Below are 19,289 nucleotides of genomic sequence, written 5' to 3'. Positions count from 1 at the left end.
GGACGCCGCCGAACAATCTTTGTGGGAAAGCCCCGCACCTTCTGGTGCGGGGCTTTTCTGCGTTCCAGAGCCGGACCCGGAGCACCAGCGTGGCCCGCCCACCCCTCTCTGGACCGGCCCGCAGGTCCCTCAAAGGCGCCCTGCGGCCTTCAGTGCCAAATACATATCGGCCAGTGCGGGAGCGAGATTGTCCGGGGTGGCGTCCACGACGACGACGCCATGGCGCCGAAGCCTGTCCGCTGTGCGGCGACGGTCCGCCTGGGCCTGGCCGGCGGCTGCCGCGTCGTACACCGAGTCCACTGTTCCCCGTGCGTTGGCCATTTCCTCGATCCGAGGGTCGGAGACCGCGGCCACGAGAACGGTGTGGCGCTGGGTGAGCTGAGGCAGCACCGGGAGAAGCCCCTCCTCGATGGGGGCGGCCTCCAGCGTCGTGAGGAGAACGATCAGCGAACCGCGCGGGGCGTCGGTGAGTGCGGCGTTGCTCAGGCCACGGGCGTCCGTCTCGATGAGCTCGGGTTCCAGCGTCGCCAGCGTGTTGATGACGGTGGCCAGGACATTTCCCGAGGCCGTTCGGCCCTGGACGCGGGCTCGGACCTGACGGTCGTAAGCGAGGAGGCTGACTCGGTCGCCGGCCCGCGTGGCGAGCGCGGTGAGAAGGAGCGTGGCGTCCATCGAGGCGTCCAGGCGGGGAACATCACCGACTCGCCCCGCCGACGTTCGTCCGGTGTCGAGGACGATCAGGATGTGCCGGTCACGCTCGGGGCGCCAGGTCCGGACCGCTACGGCCGACTGGCGTGCGGTGGCGCGCCAGTCGATGGAGCGGGTGTCGTCCCCGGGTACATAAGCCCGCAGGCTGTCGAACTCCGTGCCTTCACCGCGTGTCAGCACGCTGGTGCGACCGTCCAGTTCCCGGAGCCGGGCAAGCCGGGAGGGCAGATGCTTGCGGCTGGTGAACGGAGGCAGGACCCGCACGGTCCAAGGGGCTCGGTGCTGCCCTTGGCGTGCGGCGAGGCCGAGCGGGCCGTACGAGCGGACCGTGATGCGTTCCGCCTGCCGGTCGCCGCGACGCGTGGGGCGCAGAACGGTGACCAGGCGCCGCTGTTCCCCGGCGGGGACCGTCAGCGTGTGACGGGAAGCGCGGCGTTCGGTGCCCGAGGCCCAGCTGCTGGGGGGCCAGGCGTCCCGCAGCTGGGCGCGCAGACGCCGACGTGAGGAGTTGGTCACCGTCAGTTGGACTTCGGCCGCGTCACCGAGTCGAACAGTTGTATCCCCAGATCGGGTGAATCGAAGCGTGCGCACTGGCGCGGCCAGGGCGTAGTCGCACAGAATTGCCAGTGAGAGCGGTGCGTTGACCGCCAGCATCCCGGTCCAGCTGGGAGCGAGGATGCCTACGGGGAGTGACCCCAGGGCGGCCAGCAGCGCGGTACGTCCGGTGAGGGCCATGGTCACCGCCTCATCGGGGTACGGGGACGTGGGCGAGCACTGAGGCGATGACGGAGTCGGGAGTGACTCCTTCCATTTCGGCCTCTGGCCGCAGTTGGATGCGATGGCGGAGCGTGGGGAGCGCCAGGGCTTTGACATCGTCCGGGATGACGTAGTCCCGGCCGGTCAGCCAGGCCCAGGCGCGGGCGGTCGACAACAGTGCGGTGGTACCTCGGGGGGAGACACCGAGGGCGAGCGAGGGGGAATCACGCGTGGCACGGCAGATGTCCACGACATAGCCGGCGATCTCGGGGGAGACGGTCGTCTTCGCGACGGCTTCGCGTGCTGCTTCCAGATCGGCGGGGCCGGCGACGGGCTTTATGCCGGCGGCCTTCAGGTCGCGGGGGTTGAAGCCGTCGGCGTGACGGGTGAGTACGTCGATCTCGTCCTGTCGCGAGGGCAGCGGAACCGTCAGTTTGAGCAGGAACCGGTCCAGTTGGGCTTCGGGGAGGGGGTAGGTGCCTTCGTACTCGACGGGGTTCTGGGTCGCTGCGACAAGGAATGGGTCGGGCAGCGGACGCGGCGTTCCGTCGACGGTGACCTGACGTTCCTCCATCGCCTCGAGCAGAGACGACTGGGTCTTGGGAGGGGTGCGGTTGATCTCGTCGGCGATCAGCAGGTTGGTGAAGACCGGGCCGGGCTGGAAGGAGAACTCGGCGGTGCGTGCGTCGTAGACCAGTGAACCCGTGACATCGCTGGGCATCAGGTCGGGGGTGAACTGGACGCGCTTGGTGTCGAGTTCGAGGGAAGCGGCGAGTGCACGGACCAGCAGGGTCTTGGCCACTCCGGGCACGCCTTCGAGGAGTACGTGACCTCGGCAGAGCAGCGCGACGACGAGTCCGGTGACGGCAGGGTCCTGCCCGACCACGGCCTTGGCGATCTCGGAGCGCAGAGCCTCCAAGGAGGCGCGGGCGCTGTCGGACGGCACCGTTTCCGCGGGCAGCACGGGGGCTGCCGCGGGCGCCGTGGGATCGGCCGGCTCGGGGGTCGGGGCGCTCATGAAGTGCGTACCTCTCTTTCGAGGGCGTCGAGTTGATCTGCGAGGAGGACCAGGGCGGCGTCGGTGGAGGGAGCCGTACCGAAGAGCAGAGTGCTGAGGTCGCGGTCCGGGGCGGTGGCGCGTGCGGACACGGCGGGGAGGAGGACATCGGGGGTGTGCGCGTCACGGGCGGGCACCCCGGCGAGCGGAGCGAGGCGTGTGCGGCTGGCGGTTCGGAGGGCATCGGCGGCCCGGTCGCGGGCGTTGGCCTTGCGGTAGAGGAGGGAGCGGCCTTCGGCGGATTCGGATGCGCGGATGGCCACCGGCAGTCGTTCTGTCACCAGGGGACCCAGCCGGCGGGCCCGCCACACGGCGGCGAGGACGGCGGCGAGAGCGAGTTGAAGTGTTCCCCACAGCCAGCCGGAGGGGACGAGGTCGAGGAAGCTGCTTTCGTCGGAAGCGTCGTCCCTCGCTCCGCCCTCCGACTGTTCTTCGTTCCCGTCGCCGGGGGCGCCGTCATCGGTTGTTGCGGATGGATCGGTGAGAGAGGGGAGGTACCAGACGAGATGGGGACGGGAACCGAGGAGTTGCAGGGCGAGCGAGGCGTTGCCCTGCTTGTCGAGACGTTCGTTGTGGAGGATGTCGGGGGAGCCGAGGACGACGGTGTCGCCGCCCGCTCCGGTCGGGAGGACGACCAGACTGGGGAGGCCTGCGCTCGGGTAGCAGGCCACGGCGGTGGGGTCCTGCGTCGTGTAGCGGGTTCCGCCCATGTCCGCTGTTCCGGCCCGCTGGGCGGCGGGGAGCTCGCACGCCGGGGCGAGAGCACTGACGGCCTGGTGCGACTCGGCGCGGACTCCGGGGGCGAGCCGGTGCGTGGCTCCCGGTCCCGGAGCGACCAGCAGAGTGCGTCCCGCGGAGGCGGAAGCCGCTTCGTCCAGCCGGAGCTGTTGCGACCGGGTCAGGAGGTTGGGGCCGGTGACCAGGAGGGTGGTGTCGGGTCCTGTCGCGGCGGTGGCCTCGTCGAGAGTGGTGGCGACGGTGACGGATATGCCGCGGGCCTTGAGGAGTTCGGCGACGGCACGGCTGCCCTTGGGGTCCGCGGAGCGGGGGTCGAGCTGACCGTGGTTCGTGCCGGAGCGTACGGCGGCGAACGTGATGCCGGCGACGACGAGGATGAGGACGACGGCCAGGATGCCTCGGGCGCGGGTCCAGACCTGGCCGGGGGAGGGCGCGGTCGAGGTGGGCGAAGCGGTGGTCGCCGCGGTCATCCGGTGGCTCCTCGGGAGGTTCCGGGCAGCAGCGGCTTCGCCTCGTCGAGTTCGAGGTCGAGGGTGCGCAGGGACAGGTATGCCGACCGGTCCGCTGTGCGGCCGCCGTATGTCACGTCGTCGAAGCTCCGGGCGGCGGCGCGCAGCCGGGCCGTGTGCTCGGGGAGGGTGCGGCCCGCTTCGGCTGCGGCTTCGTCCGCGGTGCGGCCGGGGCGGGGGTCGAGCAGGGCACGCTCCTCCAGGGACCGGACGATGGCGCGCATGCGTTCCTGGACGGCTTCGGTCCAGCGCAGGGCCGCGGCGTGTGCTTCTGCGGTGGCGCGGTGCTGGGCCGCGCTGCGGGGGCCTGTGCTGTCGAACAGCGCGTCCGTGTTCCGGGCGGAGCGTTGCGGGGTGCCGAGCCGCCACCAGAGGGCGGCGGCGAGGCCGATGACGATGACGACCAGGACGGCGAGTCCGGCCGGGCCGCCGGGGGCGGCCCCCGCGGCGGCGTCGAACACTCCGGCGACCCAGTCCCAGAACTGGTTCAGGGCGCGCTGGAGGAAGTTCGGATCGTTCTCGTGGTACATCGGCTTGGACAGTTCGCTCTCGGCCGCCTCCCGTGCGGGGAGACGTGGCGTGTCCACGGGTATGTCGCCCGCTGCGATGTCCTGCCGTGTTCTGGTGATGCCCCCCGCCCCCGACACCGCATCAGCTCCTGGGTGTGTTGTCGCTGTAGCCGGGTAGGCCGGCCGCCCGTGCGAGGTCGAGGTCCAGTGCTTCGCGGCGGATGCGCTGGTCCACGTAGAGGAGGGCCATCACACCGGCGACGAAGGGGTAGATCAACGTCGAGACGATCACTTCGCCGATACCGGTGACGATCAGGAAGGGCCAGCCGACCGAGGGGGCGGTACCGCCGAAGAGGTCGCTGACCTCGGTTCCGTCGGCGATCACCGCGATGATGCCGAACGGGATGGAGACGAGGAACGTCAGCAGGAAGGTCAGCAGATAGGTCAGGGCGAGGATCCCGAAGGTGCGCCACCACGCGCCCCGGACCAGCTTCGCCGACCTGCGCAGCGCGGCCACGATGGTCTGTCGTTCCAGCATCAGTGCGGGGGCGGCGAGGGCGAAGCTGACGTTCAGCCAGAGCATCACGACGCAGGCGGCGGCGAAGCCGAGGAAGGCGAGGGCCGCTCCGGCCTCGGAGCCGAGCAACAGGCCGGGGCCGATGCCCACGGCCATGATCGAGGCCATGATCACGGCGACCAGCACGGTCAGCCCGAGCAGGGGGAGGACGCGGGGGCGGGCTTCGGCCCAGGAGTCGGCGAGCGTGGTGGACCGGCCCAGCACGGAGCGGCTGATGATCACGGTGACGACCGACGCCGTGAAGAGCGTGGCGATCATCGAGAGGAGGGAGACCGGGGCCAGGGAGAGCAGTGTCGATCGGGCCGAGTCGGCGGTCTGGCGCAGGGCCTCGGTGCCGGTGGCGTTCGGGTCGATGGAGGTCGGTTCCGGCAGCAGGTAGCGCTGCATGAGGATGGCGGCGATCTGGGTGACCACCGACACCGTGAGGCTGAAGCCGAGTGCGGTACGCCAGTGGGCGCGCAGGGCGGACACCGAGCCGTCGAGGATCTCGCCGAGGCTCAGCGGGCGCAGCGGGATGACGCCGGGCTTCGCGGCCGGGGGCGGTCCTGCCCAGCCCTGCCGCTGCGGGCCGCCGCCCCAGCCGGGTGCGGGCGGCCGGGTTCCGGGGCCGCCGCCGGGGTTGCTCGGTGGGGACCACTGCCCGGGGGGCGGCTGCTCGGGGGACCACTGTCCCGTCGGGCCGCTTCCGTCCTGCGGGTCGGAGGGGCGGGGGATCGCCTTCTCCTTGCCGTCGGAGGGGGCAGATCCGGGCGACGCCCAGCCCGGAGAGTCGTTCATTCTCGCTCCTTCACCGTCCTGACCGCTCATCGGGGCGGCAGGTTGGCAGCCATCGTGCCACGCGCAGGTCCGGGGCGGACCGGCCGCTCCTTCTCGTTCGTACCTTCATATGCGGGTGGGTCACCGGGCAGACTGGACAGATGGCTGATCAGGACGCGCAATCATCGGTGGGCTTCGAGCCTTCCGCGCTTTCCGTACTTCGCTGGGACGAGCTTCCGGAAGGTCCCGTGCTGGTGCTTCTCGACCAGACGCGGCTGCCCGCCGAGGAGGTCGAGCTGGTGTGCACCGATGTGCCCGCGCTGGTGCGGGCGATCCAGACGCTGGCGGTGCGCGGGGCTCCGTTGCTCGGGATCGCCGGGGGGTACGGGGTGGCGCTCGCGGCGGCGAGGGGCTTCGACGTTGCGGAGGCGGCGGGACTGCTGGAGGGGGCGCGGCCCACCGCGGTGAACCTCGGTTACGGGGTGCGGCGGGTGGCGGCGGCCTACTGGGCGGCCTCCGGGAAGGGGGAGGGTGATGCGGCGGCCGCTGCGGCGGCGCTGGCGGAGGCGCGGGCGCTGCACCGGGAGGATGCCCAGGCCAGCGGGCGTATGGCCGAGTACGGCGAGGCGCTGCTGGAGGAGCTGCTGCCGGGCCGGGCGTACCAGCTGCTGACCCACTGCAATACCGGGGCGCTGGTCTCGGGGGGTGAGGGGACGGCGTTCGCGGTGGCGTTGCGGGTGCACCGGCAGGGGCGGCTGCGACGGCTGTGGGTGGACGAGACGCGGCCGCTGCTCCAGGGGGCGCGGCTGACCGCGTACGAGGCGGCGCGGAACGGGCTGGCGTACAGCCTGCTCACGGACAACGCGGCGGGGTCCCTGTTCGCGGCGGGGGAGGTCGACGCGGTGCTCATAGGCGCCGACCGCATCGCCGCGGACGGCTCGGTGGCCAACAAGGTGGGGAGCTACCCGCTGGCCGTGCTCGCGAAGTACCACCACGTGCCCTTCATCGTGGTGGCCCCGACGACGACCGTCGATCTGGAGACGCCGGACGGCACATCGATCGTCGTCGAGCAGCGTTCCGGGAAAGAAGTGACGGAGCTCACATCGCCGCAGGATCTGTCGGCCGACGGCGGAGGTGGGATCGTCGTCGCACCCCTCGGGGCCCCGGCGTACAACCCGGCCTTCGACGTCACGCCGCCGGAACTGATCACGGCGATCGTCACCGAGGAGGGGGCAATTTCCCCGGTCACGGGGGTCGGACTGGCCGAGCTGTGTGCCAGGTCATCGCAGGTAACGATTAGCTAATGGGATGATGTCGATTATGAAGGGACGCGTCCTTGTCGTCGACGACGACACCGCACTGGCCGAGATGCTCGGGATTGTGCTGCGTGGAGAAGGTTTCGAGCCGTCGTTCGTAGCGGACGGCGACAAGGCACTGGCCGCATTTCGTGAGGCCAAGCCGGACCTGGTGCTGCTCGACCTCATGCTGCCCGGTAGGGACGGCATCGAGGTGTGCAGGCTGATCAGGGCCGAGTCCGGTGTGCCGATCGTCATGCTCACTGCCAAGAGCGACACCGTCGATGTCGTGGTCGGCCTGGAGTCCGGGGCCGACGACTACATCGTCAAGCCGTTCAAACCTAAGGAGTTGGTGGCCCGGATCAGGGCACGTCTGCGGCGGTCCGAAGAGCCCGCGCCGGAGCAGCTGACCATCGGTGACCTGGTCATCGACGTGGCCGGCCACTCCGTGAAGCGGGAGGGGCAGTCGATCGCCCTGACTCCGCTGGAGTTCGACCTGCTGGTCGCGCTCGCCCGCAAGCCGTGGCAGGTCTTCACCCGTGAGGTCCTGCTGGAGCAGGTGTGGGGTTACCGCCACGCGGCCGATACCCGCCTGGTGAATGTTCATGTCCAGCGTCTGCGTTCCAAGGTCGAGAAGGACCCGGAACGGCCGGAGATCGTGGTGACGGTCCGAGGCGTCGGCTACAAGGCCGGACCGAGCTGAGATGGCCCGAGGCAGCGCTGCTCCGGGGCCCGGTGAGCCGGGAGTCCGTACGGAGCGGGCTGCCGACTCGGGTCGGAAGGCGTCACGTATGAGCCGTTTCCTGCAGGGCGGCCGGTTGTTCGAGGACCGGACGCCCGGCGGGCCCGTACCGCGGTTGCTGATGCGGTGGGTGCGCCGTCCGTTGCTGCCCGCCGTCCGGTTGTGGCGGCGCAACCTGCAGCTCCGCGTCGTCGCGGGCACTCTCCTGATGTCGATCGGGGTCGTGCTGCTGCTCGGCTTCGTCGTCATCGGCCAGGTGCGTAACGGCCTGCTCGACGCCAAGGGCAAGGCCGCCCAGACCCAGGCCGCCGGCGGTTTCGCCGCGGCCCAGGAGAAGGCGAACGCTCCCCTTGCACCCGGCGGCCAGGGGAGCGAGGGTGCCGACGGCATGACCGGCAGCACCTCCTGGCGCACCGAGCTCGTCGACCAGCTCGCCAGCGGCGGCAAGAACGCCTTCAACGTGGTGGCGCTCAGCGCCGACTCCGTGACCGAAGGGGCGGGCAGCCGTGCCGCGCGCGGTTCCGGCAGCGTCGAGGCGTCCAGCGTGCCCGAGCGCCTGCGGCAGAACGTGAGCCAGGGGCAGGGCGCCTACCAGACGTACTCCCTGATCCGGTACTCGTACGGCAACGCGTCGCAACCGGGGCTCGTCGTCGGCAAGCGGCTCTACGACATCGATCAGCAGCCCTACGAGCTGTACTACCTCTTCCCGCTCACGCAGGAGGAGAAGTCCCTGACCCTGGTCAAGACGACCCTGGCGACCGCCGGACTGTTCGTCGTCGTGCTGCTCGGGGCCATCGCCTGGTTCGTGGTGCGGCAGGTCGTCACCCCGGTGCGGATGGCGGCCGGCATCGCCGAGCGGCTCTCCGCGGGCAAGCTCCAGGAACGGATGAAGGTCACCGGCGAGGACGACATCGCCCGGCTCGGTGAGGCCTTCAACAAGATGGCCCAGAACCTCCAGCTGAAGATCCAGCAGCTGGAGGAGCTCTCCCGGATGCAGCGGCGTTTCGTCTCCGACGTCTCGCACGAGCTGCGGACCCCCCTCACGACCGTGCGGATGGCCGCCGATGTCATCCACGAGGCCCGCGCCGACTTCGACCCCGTCACCGCACGCTCCGCCGAGCTGCTGGGCGACCAGCTCGACCGGTTCGAGTCGCTGCTCGCCGATCTGCTGGAGATCAGCCGCTTCGACGCGGGCGCCGCGGCCCTGGAGGCCGAGCCGATAGACCTGCGGACCGTGGTGCACCGGGTGATCGGCGGCGCCGAGCCGCTCGCCGAGCGCAAGGGCACCCGGATCCTCGTCGTCGGCGACGACCAGCCCGTGATCGCCGAGGCCGATGCCCGCCGCGTCGAACGCGTCCTGCGCAACCTCGTCGTCAACGCCGTCGAGCACGGCGAGGGCCGGGACGTCGTGGTGCGGATGGGCGTCGCACAGGGCGCGGTCGCCGTGGCCGTCCGGGACTACGGGGTCGGGCTCAAGCCCGGCGAGGCGACCCGCGTCTTCAACCGGTTCTGGCGTGCCGACCCGGCGCGCGCCCGGACGACCGGCGGGACCGGCCTCGGCCTCTCCATCGCGGTCGAGGACGCCCGGCTGCACGGCGGCTGGCTCCAGGCCTGGGGCGAGCCCGGCGGCGGCTCCCAGTTCCGGCTGACCCTGCCGCGTACGGCGGACGAGCCCCTGCGCGGTTCGCCGATACCGCTGGAGCCCGAGGACTCGCGGCGCAACCGGGAGAACCGGGAGCGCGACGAGGCCGGGCCGGGGACGTCGGGCGACCACCGTCTGATGTCCGTTCCGCCCCAGCCCGGCGCGGGCGGGCGTTCCCCGCTGCCCGTGCCCGTCCGTAACGGCGCGCCCTCGTCAGTGCACCCCGCCGCGCTGCCCGGTAACGGTGCACGTGTCGTGGCACGCCAGGCCCCGGAACGTCCTGGTGGCGTGGGCAACGGCGTACAGGATTCCGACCAGGAGGACACCACTCGTGGGTACTGACCGCCGTCAGGGCGGCCGTGGACGGGCGGTGCGGATGTCCGCCCTGCTCGGCTGCGGCGTCGTCGTGCTGGCCGGCTGCGGCTCGATGCCGGTGACCGGGGACGTCAAGGCGGTCGACGCCTCGCAGCCCGGCGACTCCCAGGTGCAGGTGTACGCGGTGGCGCCCCGGGAAGGCGCGCCGCCCAGCGAGATCGTCGACGGCTTCCTGGAGTCGATGACCAGTGACGACCCCGCGTTCGCGACCACCCGGAAATACCTGAGCGCGGACGCCCGGCGCACCTGGCAGCCGGGCGGGACCACCACGGTGCTGGCCCAGGCCCCCAACCGCAGCGGCCCCCTCCTCCACGACGAGGACAACCGGGCCACCCGGGACCGCGAGACGACCTACACGCTGACCGGCGAGAAGGTCGCGACGGTCGACGCCCAGAGCTCCTACCAGCCGCTCGCGCCCACCGACTACGCCCAGACCCTGCACCTGGTGCTGGAACAGGTGGCGGAGGGGAAGAAGGAGTGGCGCATCGACGTCGTGCCGGACGGCCTGGTCCTCGGGCAGTCCGACTTCAAGCGGCTCTACCGCTCCGTGAACAAGTACTACTACGCCACCGGGGCCACGAACGGCCGGTCGACGCTCGTCGCCGACCCCGTCTACGTACGCAACCGTACGGATCCCGTCACGCGCATGGACACCGTGACGCAGACCGTCAGGACGCTGCTGGCCGGGCCGACGAACTGGCTGCGGCCCGTCGTCGATTCCCGGTTCCCGACGGGGACCGCCCTGCGCAAGGGCGTCACCGCGCTCGCGCCGGACGATCAGAACGTCCTGAAGGTGCCGCTCAACCAGAAGGCCGACACGGCGGGCCGGAGCGCCTGCCGGATGATGGCCGCCCAGGTGCTGTTCACGCTCCGGGACCTGACCTCGGCCCGGGTCGAGCGGGTGGAGCTGGAGGGCGGCGAGGGCAGGCTCTGCGCGCTGGACGCCGACGACGCGCCGGAGTTTTCCGCCGACCGTGGCTCCGAAGGCGACGACAGTCAGTACTTCATCAACGACAAGGGCCAGGTGGAGCGGGTGTTCGGCGCCACCGGCGACACCGGGACACCCGAGCCCGTGACCGGTCCGCTGGGAGCGGGCACCGTCCCGATGGGATCCGTCGGGGTGGCCCGGGACGAGGAACGGGCCGCCGCGGTCTCCTCCTCCGGGCAGCACCTCTACGTGTCCTCCCTGGAGACGGAGGGCGAACTGGCCGAGCCCCTCGTCACCAGCGGGGCGAAGAAGGCCGAGGACCGGCTGTCGCCGCCGAGCTGGGACGGCCGCGGCGACCTGTGGGTCGCCGACCGTGATCCGGCGGGACCCAGGCTGCTGCGGCTGGCCGGGGGCACGGGCGAGCCGCAGGAGGTCCGGGTGCCCGGGCTCGACGGCGCCCGGATCGAGGAGCTCAGGATGTCCGCGGATGGCGTGCGGATCGCTCTGCTGCTGACGAAGGACGGCCGTACGACGCTGAACATCGGCCGGGTCGAGCGCCGGGGGTCCTCCGTGGCGCCCGAGATCTCGGTCGAGGACCTGCGCCAGGCTGCACCGCAGCTCGCGGACGTTTCGGCCATCTCCTGGTCGGGACGCAGCCGTCTGGTGGTGGTCGGCAAGGAGGAGGGCGGCGTCCAGCAGGTGCGTTACGTGCAGGCTGACGGGTCCACGTCGGCCTCGGGGGCGCTCCCCGGGGTGAACCAGGTCCAGTCGGTTGCCGCGGCGGACGACGAACAGCTTCCGCTGATGGCGGAGACCGTCGACGACGGCATAGTGAAGCTCTCGCCGGGGGACAACTGGCAGACGGTCCTCAAGAAGGGCAAGGCGTTGGTCTACCCCGGCTGATCCGGGAGCCGGTGGGTCCCCGCCCGGGATTCCGGGGCGAGCGTCGGCGCTCCGGCCGGGTTCCCGGGGTTTTCCACAGGGGTGGTCCGGTCCCGGTGGGCGCGGCACAGTGGGGTCATGCGGAACGTGTGGCAGGAGCTGTCCGGTCTGCTTCTGCCGGTGGTCTGTGCCGGCTGCGGCAGACCGCGCACCGAGCTGTGCGCGGCCTGCGGGGCCGCGCTGCTCGGCGGGTCCGCCCGCCGGGTCCGCCCTTCGCCCACACCGCCGGGGCTTCCGGAGGTATATGCGGCCGCGCCGTACGAGAACGCCGTACGTGCGGTTCTGCTGGCCCACAAGGAACGCGGGGCACTCGGGCTGGCAGGTGCGCTCGGACGGGCTCTGGCGGGTTGTGTACGGGCCGGGACGGGGCGGCTGGGCGCTGCGGCGGACCCCGCAGGGTCTCCAAGGGCTGTGGCGCCTCTGCTTCTGGTCCCCGTGCCCTCCGCGCGATCCGCGACCGCCGCTCGTGGCCATGATCCGGTGCGCAGGATCGCCGTCACGGCCGCGCGCGAGCTGCGGCGCGCGGGTCTGCCGGCCCGGGTGCTTCCGCTGCTCCGGCAGCGGCGTGCGGTCGCCGACCAGGCGGGGCTCGGGGCGCGGCAGCGGCGGGCGAACCTGGCCGGCGCACTGGAGCTCACGGCAGCGGGGGAGCGACTCCTCCGGCGCGGTCTCCTCCGTCACGACCGGGTGATCCTGGTCGACGATCTGTTGACGACGGGATCGACGCTGGCGGAGGCGGCGCGGGCCGTCGGCGAGGGGCGTGGCGGCGATCGGGAGCTCTCCGTGCACGGAGGGTGCCGGGCGGCGGTCGTCGCAGCTTCTCCCTCCGCCTTCGAAATAAACCGGAACTGACCGAGAATCTGCATCGTTGCAGGTAATGAGAGGCCAATACCCCCTGAATGGAGGTACGCGCCAGTAGCGGGTGCCGAGACCTGGGTGCGCAGGCTATGTTCGGTTGTGAGGAACGGTGAAGGCCGGACTTCGATGAATGCACCATCAGGTTTCGGGCAGGTAACTCACCGGTAAGAGAGGCACGCAAAGTCGGTGGGATTGCGATCCTTCCGGCGGGGGAGGAGGAGGCGAAAGCCACCGAGTCCGAGGCCCTGGGGATCTCCGGGGCCTGGTGCGAAAGGGAGATGCTCCGCCATCGAGCGGGGCGATCCGGGAACGGAGTTCTGCGTGGACATCGTCGTCAAGGGCCGCAAGACCGAGGTGCCCGAGCGGTTCCGCAAGCACGTGGCCGAGAAGCTGAAGCTGGACAAGATCCAGAAGTTCGACGGCAAGGTGATCAGCGTCGACGTCGAGGTGTCCAAGGAGCCGAATCCCCGTCAGGCCGACCGCTCCGACCGGGTGGAGATCACACTCCACTCGCGTGGACCGGTCATCCGGGCGGAAGCGGCGGCGGGCGACGCCTACGCAGCGCTTGATCTGGCCACCGGAAAGCTGGAGGCCCGGCTGCGCAAGCAGCACGACAAGCGCTACAGCCGCCGTGGCAACGGCCGTCTGTCGGCTGCCGAGGTCGGGGACGTCGTCCCCGGCGTCGCTTCGTTCGACGAGGACGGTGAGCTGGTCGGCGACCAGTCGCCGGCGCCCGTCCCCACCACGAAGATCGGCTCGCTCGAAGTACAGGGCGAAGGGCCGCTCGTGATGCGCGAGAAGACCCACACCGCCGCACCCATGTCGCTCGACCAGGCGCTCTACGAGATGGAACTGGTCGGCCACGACTTCTACTTGTTCGTCGACTCCGAGACGAAGGAGCCCAGCGTCGTCTACCGGCGACACGCCTACGACTACGGCGTCATCCACTTGAGGACCGACCCGCTCGCCGCGGACGAGGCAGGCGGCGCGGGCGGTGCACTCGCCGGCTGAGGCCACATCGCGCGGGTGCCCCCAGGGCGTTTTCACGCCACTGGGGGCACCCGCACATTGGCACAGGACCACCCTGCCGGGGCCGGGGCATGGAATCATGGCGGACCGAGCCAATCGGTGTTCCGTGAGGTGCCGTTGGCGAACGACCGACACTTCAGGCCGTGGCCTTCAGGGGGAGGAACGATGGCGGACACCTTCGGGCCCGTGCGTGATGCGAACGACTCCGACGACGACACCGGTGCGTACAGCGGCGCGGACGCGGACGGCGCTTCACGCAAGGAGCCCATCAGGGTCCTCGTGGTCGATGACCACGCGCTCTTCCGCAGGGGTCTGGAGATCGTCCTCGCGCAGGAGGAGGACATCCAGGTCATCGGCGAGGCCGGGGACGGCTCCGAGGCGGTCGACAAGGCCGCCGACCTGCTGCCCGACATCGTTCTGATGGATGTCCGGATGCCCAAGCGCGGCGGCATCGAGGCCTGCACCGCCATCAAGGAGGTGGCCCCCAGCGCGAAGATCATCATGCTGACGATCAGCGACGAGGAGGCCGACCTCTACGAGGCGATCAAGGCGGGTGCGACCGGCTATCTCCTCAAGGAGATCTCCACCGACGAGGTCGCCACGGCCATTCGCGCGGTCGCCGACGGCCAGTCCCAGATCAGTCCCTCCATGGCCTCCAAGCTGCTCACCGAGTTCAAATCGATGATCCAGCGCACCGACGAGCGTCGGCTCGTGCCGGCGCCCCGGCTCACCGAGCGTGAGCTGGAGGTGCTGAAGCTCGTGGCGACCGGCATGAACAACCGTGATATCGCCAAGGAGTTGTTCATTTCCGAGAACACGGTGAAGAACCACGTCCGCAATATCCTGGAGAAACTGCAGCTGCACTCCCGGATGGAAGCCGTGGTCTATGCCATGCGCGAGAAGATCCTGGAGATCCGGTAGCCGGTCAGCGAAAGGCGCGCCGGAACGCGTGGCCGATCTCCGTCCGGAGCGGCTCGCGCAACTCCGGCGCGTCCACCCGGTCGACCCGGATGTCCGTGCAGCCCACCCAGGCCGCCGCCTCCACCAGCGCCTCGGCCATCGGGATCACCGCCTTCGGGCTGGCCAACGACGCCTGCTTGGCGACCAGCGTGGTGCCCTCGCGCGCCGGGTCGACCCGGCCCTGGAGCTTCCCGCCCGCCAGCAACGGCATCGCGAAATAGCCGTGGATCCGCTTCTGCTTGGGCACGTAGGCCTCCAGCCGATGCGTGAAGTCGAAGATCCGCTCCGTGCGCGCCCGCTCCCAGATCAGGGAGTCGAACGGCGACAGCAGCGTCGTACGGTGGCGGCCGCGCGGCTCCTTGGCGAGGGCCTCCGGGTCCGCCCAGGCGGGCTTCGTCCAGCCCTCCACCACGACCGGGACCAGCCCCGAGTCCGCCACCACGGCGTCGAACTCCTCGCCCTTCAGCCGGTGGTAGTCCGCGATGTCGCTACGGGTGCCGACGCCCAGGGACCTGCCCGCCAGCGCCACCAGCCGCCGCCGGCACTCGGCGTCGCTCAGCTCGTCGTGCAGCAGGGCATCCGGAATGGCCCGCTCGGCCAGGTCGTAGATCCGCTTCCAGCCGCGCCGCTCGGTGCACACCACCTCGCCGTACATCAGGGCCCGCTCGACGGCGACCTTGGACGCCGACCAGTCCCACCACTCGCCGCCGTTCTTCGCGCCGCCCAGTTCGGTGGCCGTCAGCGGGCCCTCGTCGCGCAGCTGCTTGATCACGGTGTCGTACACGCCGTCGGGCAGATCGTGGTGCCAGTGCGGGCGGGAGCGGTAGGCGCGGCGGCGGAACGCGAAGTGCGGCCACTCCTCGACGGGCAGGATGCACGCGGCGTGCGACCAGTACTCGAAAGTGCGGCCGCCCGACCAGTAGGCGTCCTCCACCGTCCGGCGGCCCACCGAGCCGAGCCGGGCGTAGGGGATCAGCTCGTGCGAGCGGGCCAGCACCGAGATCGTGTCCAGCTGGACCGCGCCGAGGTGGCGCAGCACCCCCGGCACCCCTGCCCGGCGGTCCGGGGCCCCCAGGAAGCCCTGGGCGCGCAGGGCTATGCGGCGGGCCTGGTCGGCGGAGAGTTCGACTGCGGGAGGAGGCACAGGCGTCATACGTCGAACCCTAGACGGCGCCACTGACAGTCCGGCCCCGGAATCCGCCCCTGGGATCACGGGGGTCAGGCGGGCCGGCGTACGGAATCCTGGGCTCCGTCGGGCCGGGGCGCGTGCCGCCCGGGGACGTACGGGTGGCTGCCCGCGAGCCCGAGGTCGGACGGGAGCAGGGCCGCCGTCCAGGCGTCACGCCGCACGCCCTTGTTGAGCAGCCCGGACCGCTGTTCGCCCTCCAGCCGGAACCCCGCCCGCAGGGCGACGGCCCGCGAGGCGAGATTGCCGATCTCGGCCCGCCACTCCAGCCGGTCCGCCCCGAGCGAGACGAAGGCCCAGCGGGCGGAGCCGAGCACCGCCTCGGTGGCGTAGCCGTTGCCGCGGTGCTCCCTGGTGGACCAGTAGCCCACCTCGTACGTCCCCGGACGGCTGCGGCGGTCGATGCCGAGCGCCCCGACGAGCGTCCCGTTCCCCCGCAGGGTCAGGGCGAAGCCGTAGGCGGAGTCGTCCTGCCAGCCCGCCGGGGCGAGCGTCGTGGTGAACAGTTCCGCGTCGGTGAGGCGGTACGGGGAGGGGATCACCGTCCAGCGCTGGATGTCCGGGTCCTGGCAGGCGGCGTGCACCCGGTGGGTGTCCTGCGGGCCGAAAGGCCGCAGGACCAGGCGTTCCGTGGTGAGGGTGATCGGCTCCATGGGCCGATTCTCGTGAGCAGGCCGCCGTGATGCGAGCACTTTCGGGCTTCCCGGCACCTTCCGTGCCTCTGGACCGTTGTCTTATAAGGGTGCGGTGAGGTCCACGCGACGGCAGCCCTCCCGACGCGGTGGTGTCCTCGCTTACGATGGCCGTTGCGGTGGGGCCCACCTGCCGTGCCCGCGCCAGAGTCCATTACACGACCCAGTGCCAGGCCCGACCGGCAAGGAGACCAGCCTCAGTGTCCGTCTTCAACAAGCTCATGCGTGCAGGCGAAGGCAAGATCCTGCGCAAACTGCACCGCATCGCGGACCAGGTCAGCTCCATCGAAGAGGACTTCGTCAACCTCTCCGACGCCGAGCTGCGGGCGCTCACCGACGAGTACAAGGAACGGTACGCGGACGGCGAGAGCCTGGACGACCTGCTTCCCGAAGCGTTCGCCACGGTCCGTGAGGCCGCGAAGCGCGTCCTCGGACAGCGCCACTACGACGTACAGATGATGGGTGGAGCCGCCCTGCACCTCGGCTATGTGGCCGAGATGAAGACCGGTGAGGGCAAGACCCTCGTCGGCACCCTGCCCACGTATCTGAACGCGCTCTCCGGCAAGGGCGTGCACCTGATCACGGTGAACGACTATCTCGCCGAGCGTGACTCCGAGCTGATGGGCCGGGTCCACAAGTTCCTGGGTCTGTCCGTCGGCTGCATCGTCGCCAACATGACGCCGGCCCAGCGCCGTGAGCAGTACGCCTGCGACATCACGTACGGCACGAACAACGAGTTCGGCTTCGACTACCTCCGCGACAACATGGCGTGGTCCAAGGACGAGCTCGTCCAGCGCGGCCACAACTTCGCCGTGGTCGACGAGGTCGACTCGATCCTCGTCGACGAGGCCCGTACGCCGCTGATCATCTCCGGCCCGGCCGATCAGGCCACCAAGTGGTACGGCGACTTCGCCAAGCTGGTCACGCGCCTCACCAAGGGCGAGGCGGGCAACCAGCTCAAGGGCATCGAGGAGACCGGCGACTACGAGGTCGACGAGAAGAAGCGGACCGTGGCCATCCACGAGTCCGGCGTCGCCAAGGTCGAGGACTGGCTCGGCATCGACAACCTCTACGAGTCGGTGAACACCCCGCTCGTCGGTTATCTGAACAACGCCATCAAGGCGAAGGAACTGTTCAAGAAGGACAAGGACTACGTCGTCATCGACGGCGAAGTCATGATCGTCGACGAGCACACCGGCCGTATCCTCGCCGGCCGCCGCTACAACGAGGGCATGCACCAGGCGATCGAGGCTAAGGAAGGGGTGGACATCAAGGACGAGAACCAGACCCTCGCCACGATCACCCTGCAGAACTTCTTCCGCCTCTACGACAAGCTCTCCGGCATGACCGGTACGGCGATGACCGAGGCCGCCGAGTTCCACCAGATCTACAAGCTCGGCGTGGTGCCGATCCCGACGAACCGGCCGATGGTCCGCGCCGACCAGTCGGACCTGATCTACCGCACCGAGGTCGCGAAGTTCGCCGCGGTGGTCGACGACATCGCGGAGAAGCACGAGAAGGGCCAGCCGATCCTGGTCGGCACCACCTCGGTCGAGAAGTCGGAGTACCTCTCGCAGCAGCTCTCCAAGCGCGGCGTCCAGCACGAGGTCCTCAACGCCAAGCAGCACGACCGGGAGGCGACGATCGTCGCTCAGGCGGGCCGCAAGGGCGCCGTCACCGTCGCGACGAACATGGCCGGACGAGGCACCGACATCAAGCTCGGCGGCAACCCGGACGACCTCGCCGAGGCGGAGCTGCGCCAGCGCGGCCTCGACCCGGTGGAGAACGTCGAGGAGTGGGCGGCCGCGCTGCCCGCCGCGCTGGAGGCGGCCGAGCAGGCCGTGAAGGCGGAGTTCGAAGAGGTCAAGGACCTCGGCGGGCTCTACGTGCTGGGCACCGAGCGCCACGAGTCGCGCCGTATCGACAACCAGCTGCGCGGTCGTTCCGGCCGTCAGGGCGACCCGGGCGAGTCCCGTTTCTACCTGTCGCTGGGCGACGACCTGATGCGCCTGTTCAAGGCCCAGATGGTCGAGCGCGTCATGTCGATGGCGAACGTCCCGGACGACGTCCCGATCGAGAACAAGATGGTCACCCGTGCCATCGCCTCCGCCCAGTCGCAGGTCGAGCAGCAGAACTTCGAGACGCGTAAGAACGTCCTGAAGTACGACGAGGTGCTCAACCGGCAGCGCGAGGTCATCTACGGCGAGCGCCGCCGCGTTCTGGAGGGCGAGGACCTGCAGGAGCAGATCCGGCACTTCATGGACGACACGATCGACGACTACATCCGGCAGGAGACCGCCGAGGGCTTCGCCGAGGAGTGGGACCTGGACCGGCTGTGGGGTGCCTTCAAGCAGCTCTACCCGGTGAAGGTCACCGTCGAGGAGCTGGAGGAGGCGGCCGGGGACCTGGCGGGCGTCACCGCCGAGTTCATCGCCGAGTCGGTCAAGAACGACATCCACGAGCAGTACGAGGAGCGCGAGAGCACCCTCGGCTCCGACATCATGCGTGAGCTGGAGCGCCGCGTCGTCCTCTCGGTGCTCGACCGCAAGTGGCGCGAGCACCTCTACGAGATGGACTACCTCCAGGAGGGCATCGGCCTGCGGGCCATGGCGCAGAAGGACCCGCTGGTCGAGTACCAGCGCGAGGGCTTCGACATGTTCAACGCCATGATGGAGGGCATCAAGGAGGAGTCCGTCGGCTACCTGTTCAACCTGGAGGTCCAGGTCGAGCAGCAGGTCGAGGAGGTTCCGGTGCAGGACGGCGCCGAGCGTCCCTCCCTGGAGAAGGAGGGTGCCGCCGCTGCCCCGCAGATCCGCGCCAAGGGCCTGGAGGCCCCGCAGCGGCCGGACCGGCTCCACTTCTCCGCTCCCACGGTGGACGGCGAGGGCGGTGTCGTCGAGGGCGACTTCGCCAACGACGATGCCTCCGGCGCCACGCGGTCGGCCGACGGCCTGACGCGTGCCGAGCGCCGCAAGGCGCAGAAGAGCGGTGGCGGCGGTCGCCGTCGCAAGAAGTAGCAGCAGGGTCAGT

15 protein-coding genes are annotated in these 19,289 nt (G+C 70.4%); 8 read left to right on the top strand and 7 right to left on the bottom strand.

The genetic code is table 11. The annotated features are described in order from the left end of the window. Positions 1–129: 129 nt before the first annotated feature. From IE134_RS20365 to IE134_RS20345, 5 genes are read right to left on the bottom strand one after another with little or no spacing between them, the layout of a single operon-like run. Complete coding sequence (locus IE134_RS20365; protein ID WP_189431281.1) at positions 130–1,443, bottom strand: DUF58 domain-containing protein; 1,314 nt, start codon at positions 1,441–1,443, stop codon at positions 130–132. Positions 1,444–1,453: 10 nt separating this feature from the next. Then, positions 1,454–2,482, bottom strand: a complete 1,029-nt coding sequence (locus IE134_RS20360) for an AAA family ATPase (RefSeq protein ID WP_189431278.1) — start codon at positions 2,480–2,482, stop codon at positions 1,454–1,456. Continuing rightward, a complete protein-coding gene (locus IE134_RS20355) occupies positions 2,479–3,729 on the bottom strand; it encodes a DUF4350 domain-containing protein (protein ID WP_189431277.1) in 1,251 nt (416 codons plus the stop codon). Before IE134_RS20355 ends, IE134_RS20360 begins: the two co-directional genes overlap by 4 nt. Next, positions 3,726–4,415: a DUF4129 domain-containing protein gene (locus IE134_RS20350; protein ID WP_189431275.1), complete on the bottom strand. Its 690-nt coding sequence runs from the start codon at positions 4,413–4,415 to the stop codon at positions 3,726–3,728. Before IE134_RS20350 ends, IE134_RS20355 begins: the two co-directional genes overlap by 4 nt. 4 nt (positions 4,416–4,419) lie before the next feature. Further along, positions 4,420–5,631 carry a DUF7847 domain-containing protein gene (locus tag IE134_RS20345; protein ID WP_030708897.1) on the bottom strand — a complete coding sequence of 404 codons (1,212 nt, stop codon included), beginning with the start codon at positions 5,629–5,631 and terminating at the stop codon, positions 4,420–4,422. A 140-nt stretch (positions 5,632–5,771) separates the two neighbouring features. Between IE134_RS20345 and mtnA the strand changes: the two genes are divergently transcribed. From mtnA to IE134_RS20310, 7 genes are all read left to right on the top strand, one after another. Next, positions 5,772–6,914: an S-methyl-5-thioribose-1-phosphate isomerase gene (gene mtnA / locus IE134_RS20340; RefSeq protein WP_030708895.1), complete on the top strand. Its 1,143-nt coding sequence runs from the start codon at positions 5,772–5,774 to the stop codon at positions 6,912–6,914. A gap of 4 nt (positions 6,915–6,918) precedes the next feature. Next, positions 6,919–7,608 carry a two-component system response regulator MtrA gene (gene mtrA, locus IE134_RS20335; protein WP_007448372.1) on the top strand — a complete coding sequence of 230 codons (690 nt, stop codon included), beginning with the start codon at positions 6,919–6,921 and terminating at the stop codon, positions 7,606–7,608. A gap of 1 nt (position 7,609) precedes the next feature. Further along, positions 7,610–9,631 carry an MtrAB system histidine kinase MtrB gene (mtrB, locus tag IE134_RS20330; RefSeq protein ID WP_097885265.1) on the top strand — a complete coding sequence of 674 codons (2,022 nt, stop codon included), beginning with the start codon at positions 7,610–7,612 and terminating at the stop codon, positions 9,629–9,631. Positions 9,632–9,659: 28 nt separating this feature from the next. After that, the gene (locus tag IE134_RS20325) at positions 9,660–11,495 is read left to right on the top strand and encodes an LpqB family beta-propeller domain-containing protein (RefSeq protein ID WP_494518059.1); all 1,836 of its coding nucleotides are present in this window, start codon (positions 9,660–9,662) and stop codon (positions 11,493–11,495) included. Between the two features lie 117 nt (positions 11,496–11,612). Continuing rightward, positions 11,613–12,386: a ComF family protein gene (locus IE134_RS20320; protein WP_098018098.1), complete on the top strand. Its 774-nt coding sequence runs from the start codon at positions 11,613–11,615 to the stop codon at positions 12,384–12,386. Between the two features lie 327 nt (positions 12,387–12,713). Continuing rightward, complete coding sequence (gene hpf, locus IE134_RS20315) at positions 12,714–13,403, top strand: ribosome hibernation-promoting factor, HPF/YfiA family (protein WP_030708888.1); 690 nt, start codon at positions 12,714–12,716, stop codon at positions 13,401–13,403. 183 nt (positions 13,404–13,586) lie between these two features. Further along, the gene (locus IE134_RS20310) at positions 13,587–14,342 is read left to right on the top strand and encodes a response regulator (RefSeq protein ID WP_030708887.1); all 756 of its coding nucleotides are present in this window, start codon (positions 13,587–13,589) and stop codon (positions 14,340–14,342) included. Between the two features lie 4 nt (positions 14,343–14,346). Here IE134_RS20310 and IE134_RS20305 read toward each other — a convergent pair whose 3' ends face one another. Together IE134_RS20305 and IE134_RS20300 are read right to left on the bottom strand one after the other, a co-directional pair. Beyond that, positions 14,347–15,534: a winged helix-turn-helix domain-containing protein gene (locus IE134_RS20305; RefSeq protein ID WP_098018103.1), complete on the bottom strand. Its 1,188-nt coding sequence runs from the start codon at positions 15,532–15,534 to the stop codon at positions 14,347–14,349. 65 nt (positions 15,535–15,599) lie between these two features. Then, positions 15,600–16,220, bottom strand: a complete 621-nt coding sequence (locus IE134_RS20300; RefSeq protein WP_030708885.1) for a GNAT family N-acetyltransferase — start codon at positions 16,218–16,220, stop codon at positions 15,600–15,602. 239 nt (positions 16,221–16,459) lie between these two features. Here IE134_RS20300 and secA point away from each other — a divergent pair, with 239 nt between their 5' ends. Beyond that, positions 16,460–19,276, top strand: a complete 2,817-nt coding sequence (gene secA, locus IE134_RS20295) for a preprotein translocase subunit SecA (protein WP_098018106.1) — start codon at positions 16,460–16,462, stop codon at positions 19,274–19,276. Positions 19,277–19,289: the final 13 nt, after the last annotated feature.

Origin of the sequence: Streptomyces rubiginosohelvolus (assembly GCF_014649875.1) — a bacterium.
Lineage (GTDB): Bacteria > Actinomycetota > Actinomycetes > Streptomycetales > Streptomycetaceae > Streptomyces > Streptomyces rubiginosohelvolus.
This window is presented reverse-complemented; position numbering and strand designations above follow the sequence as displayed.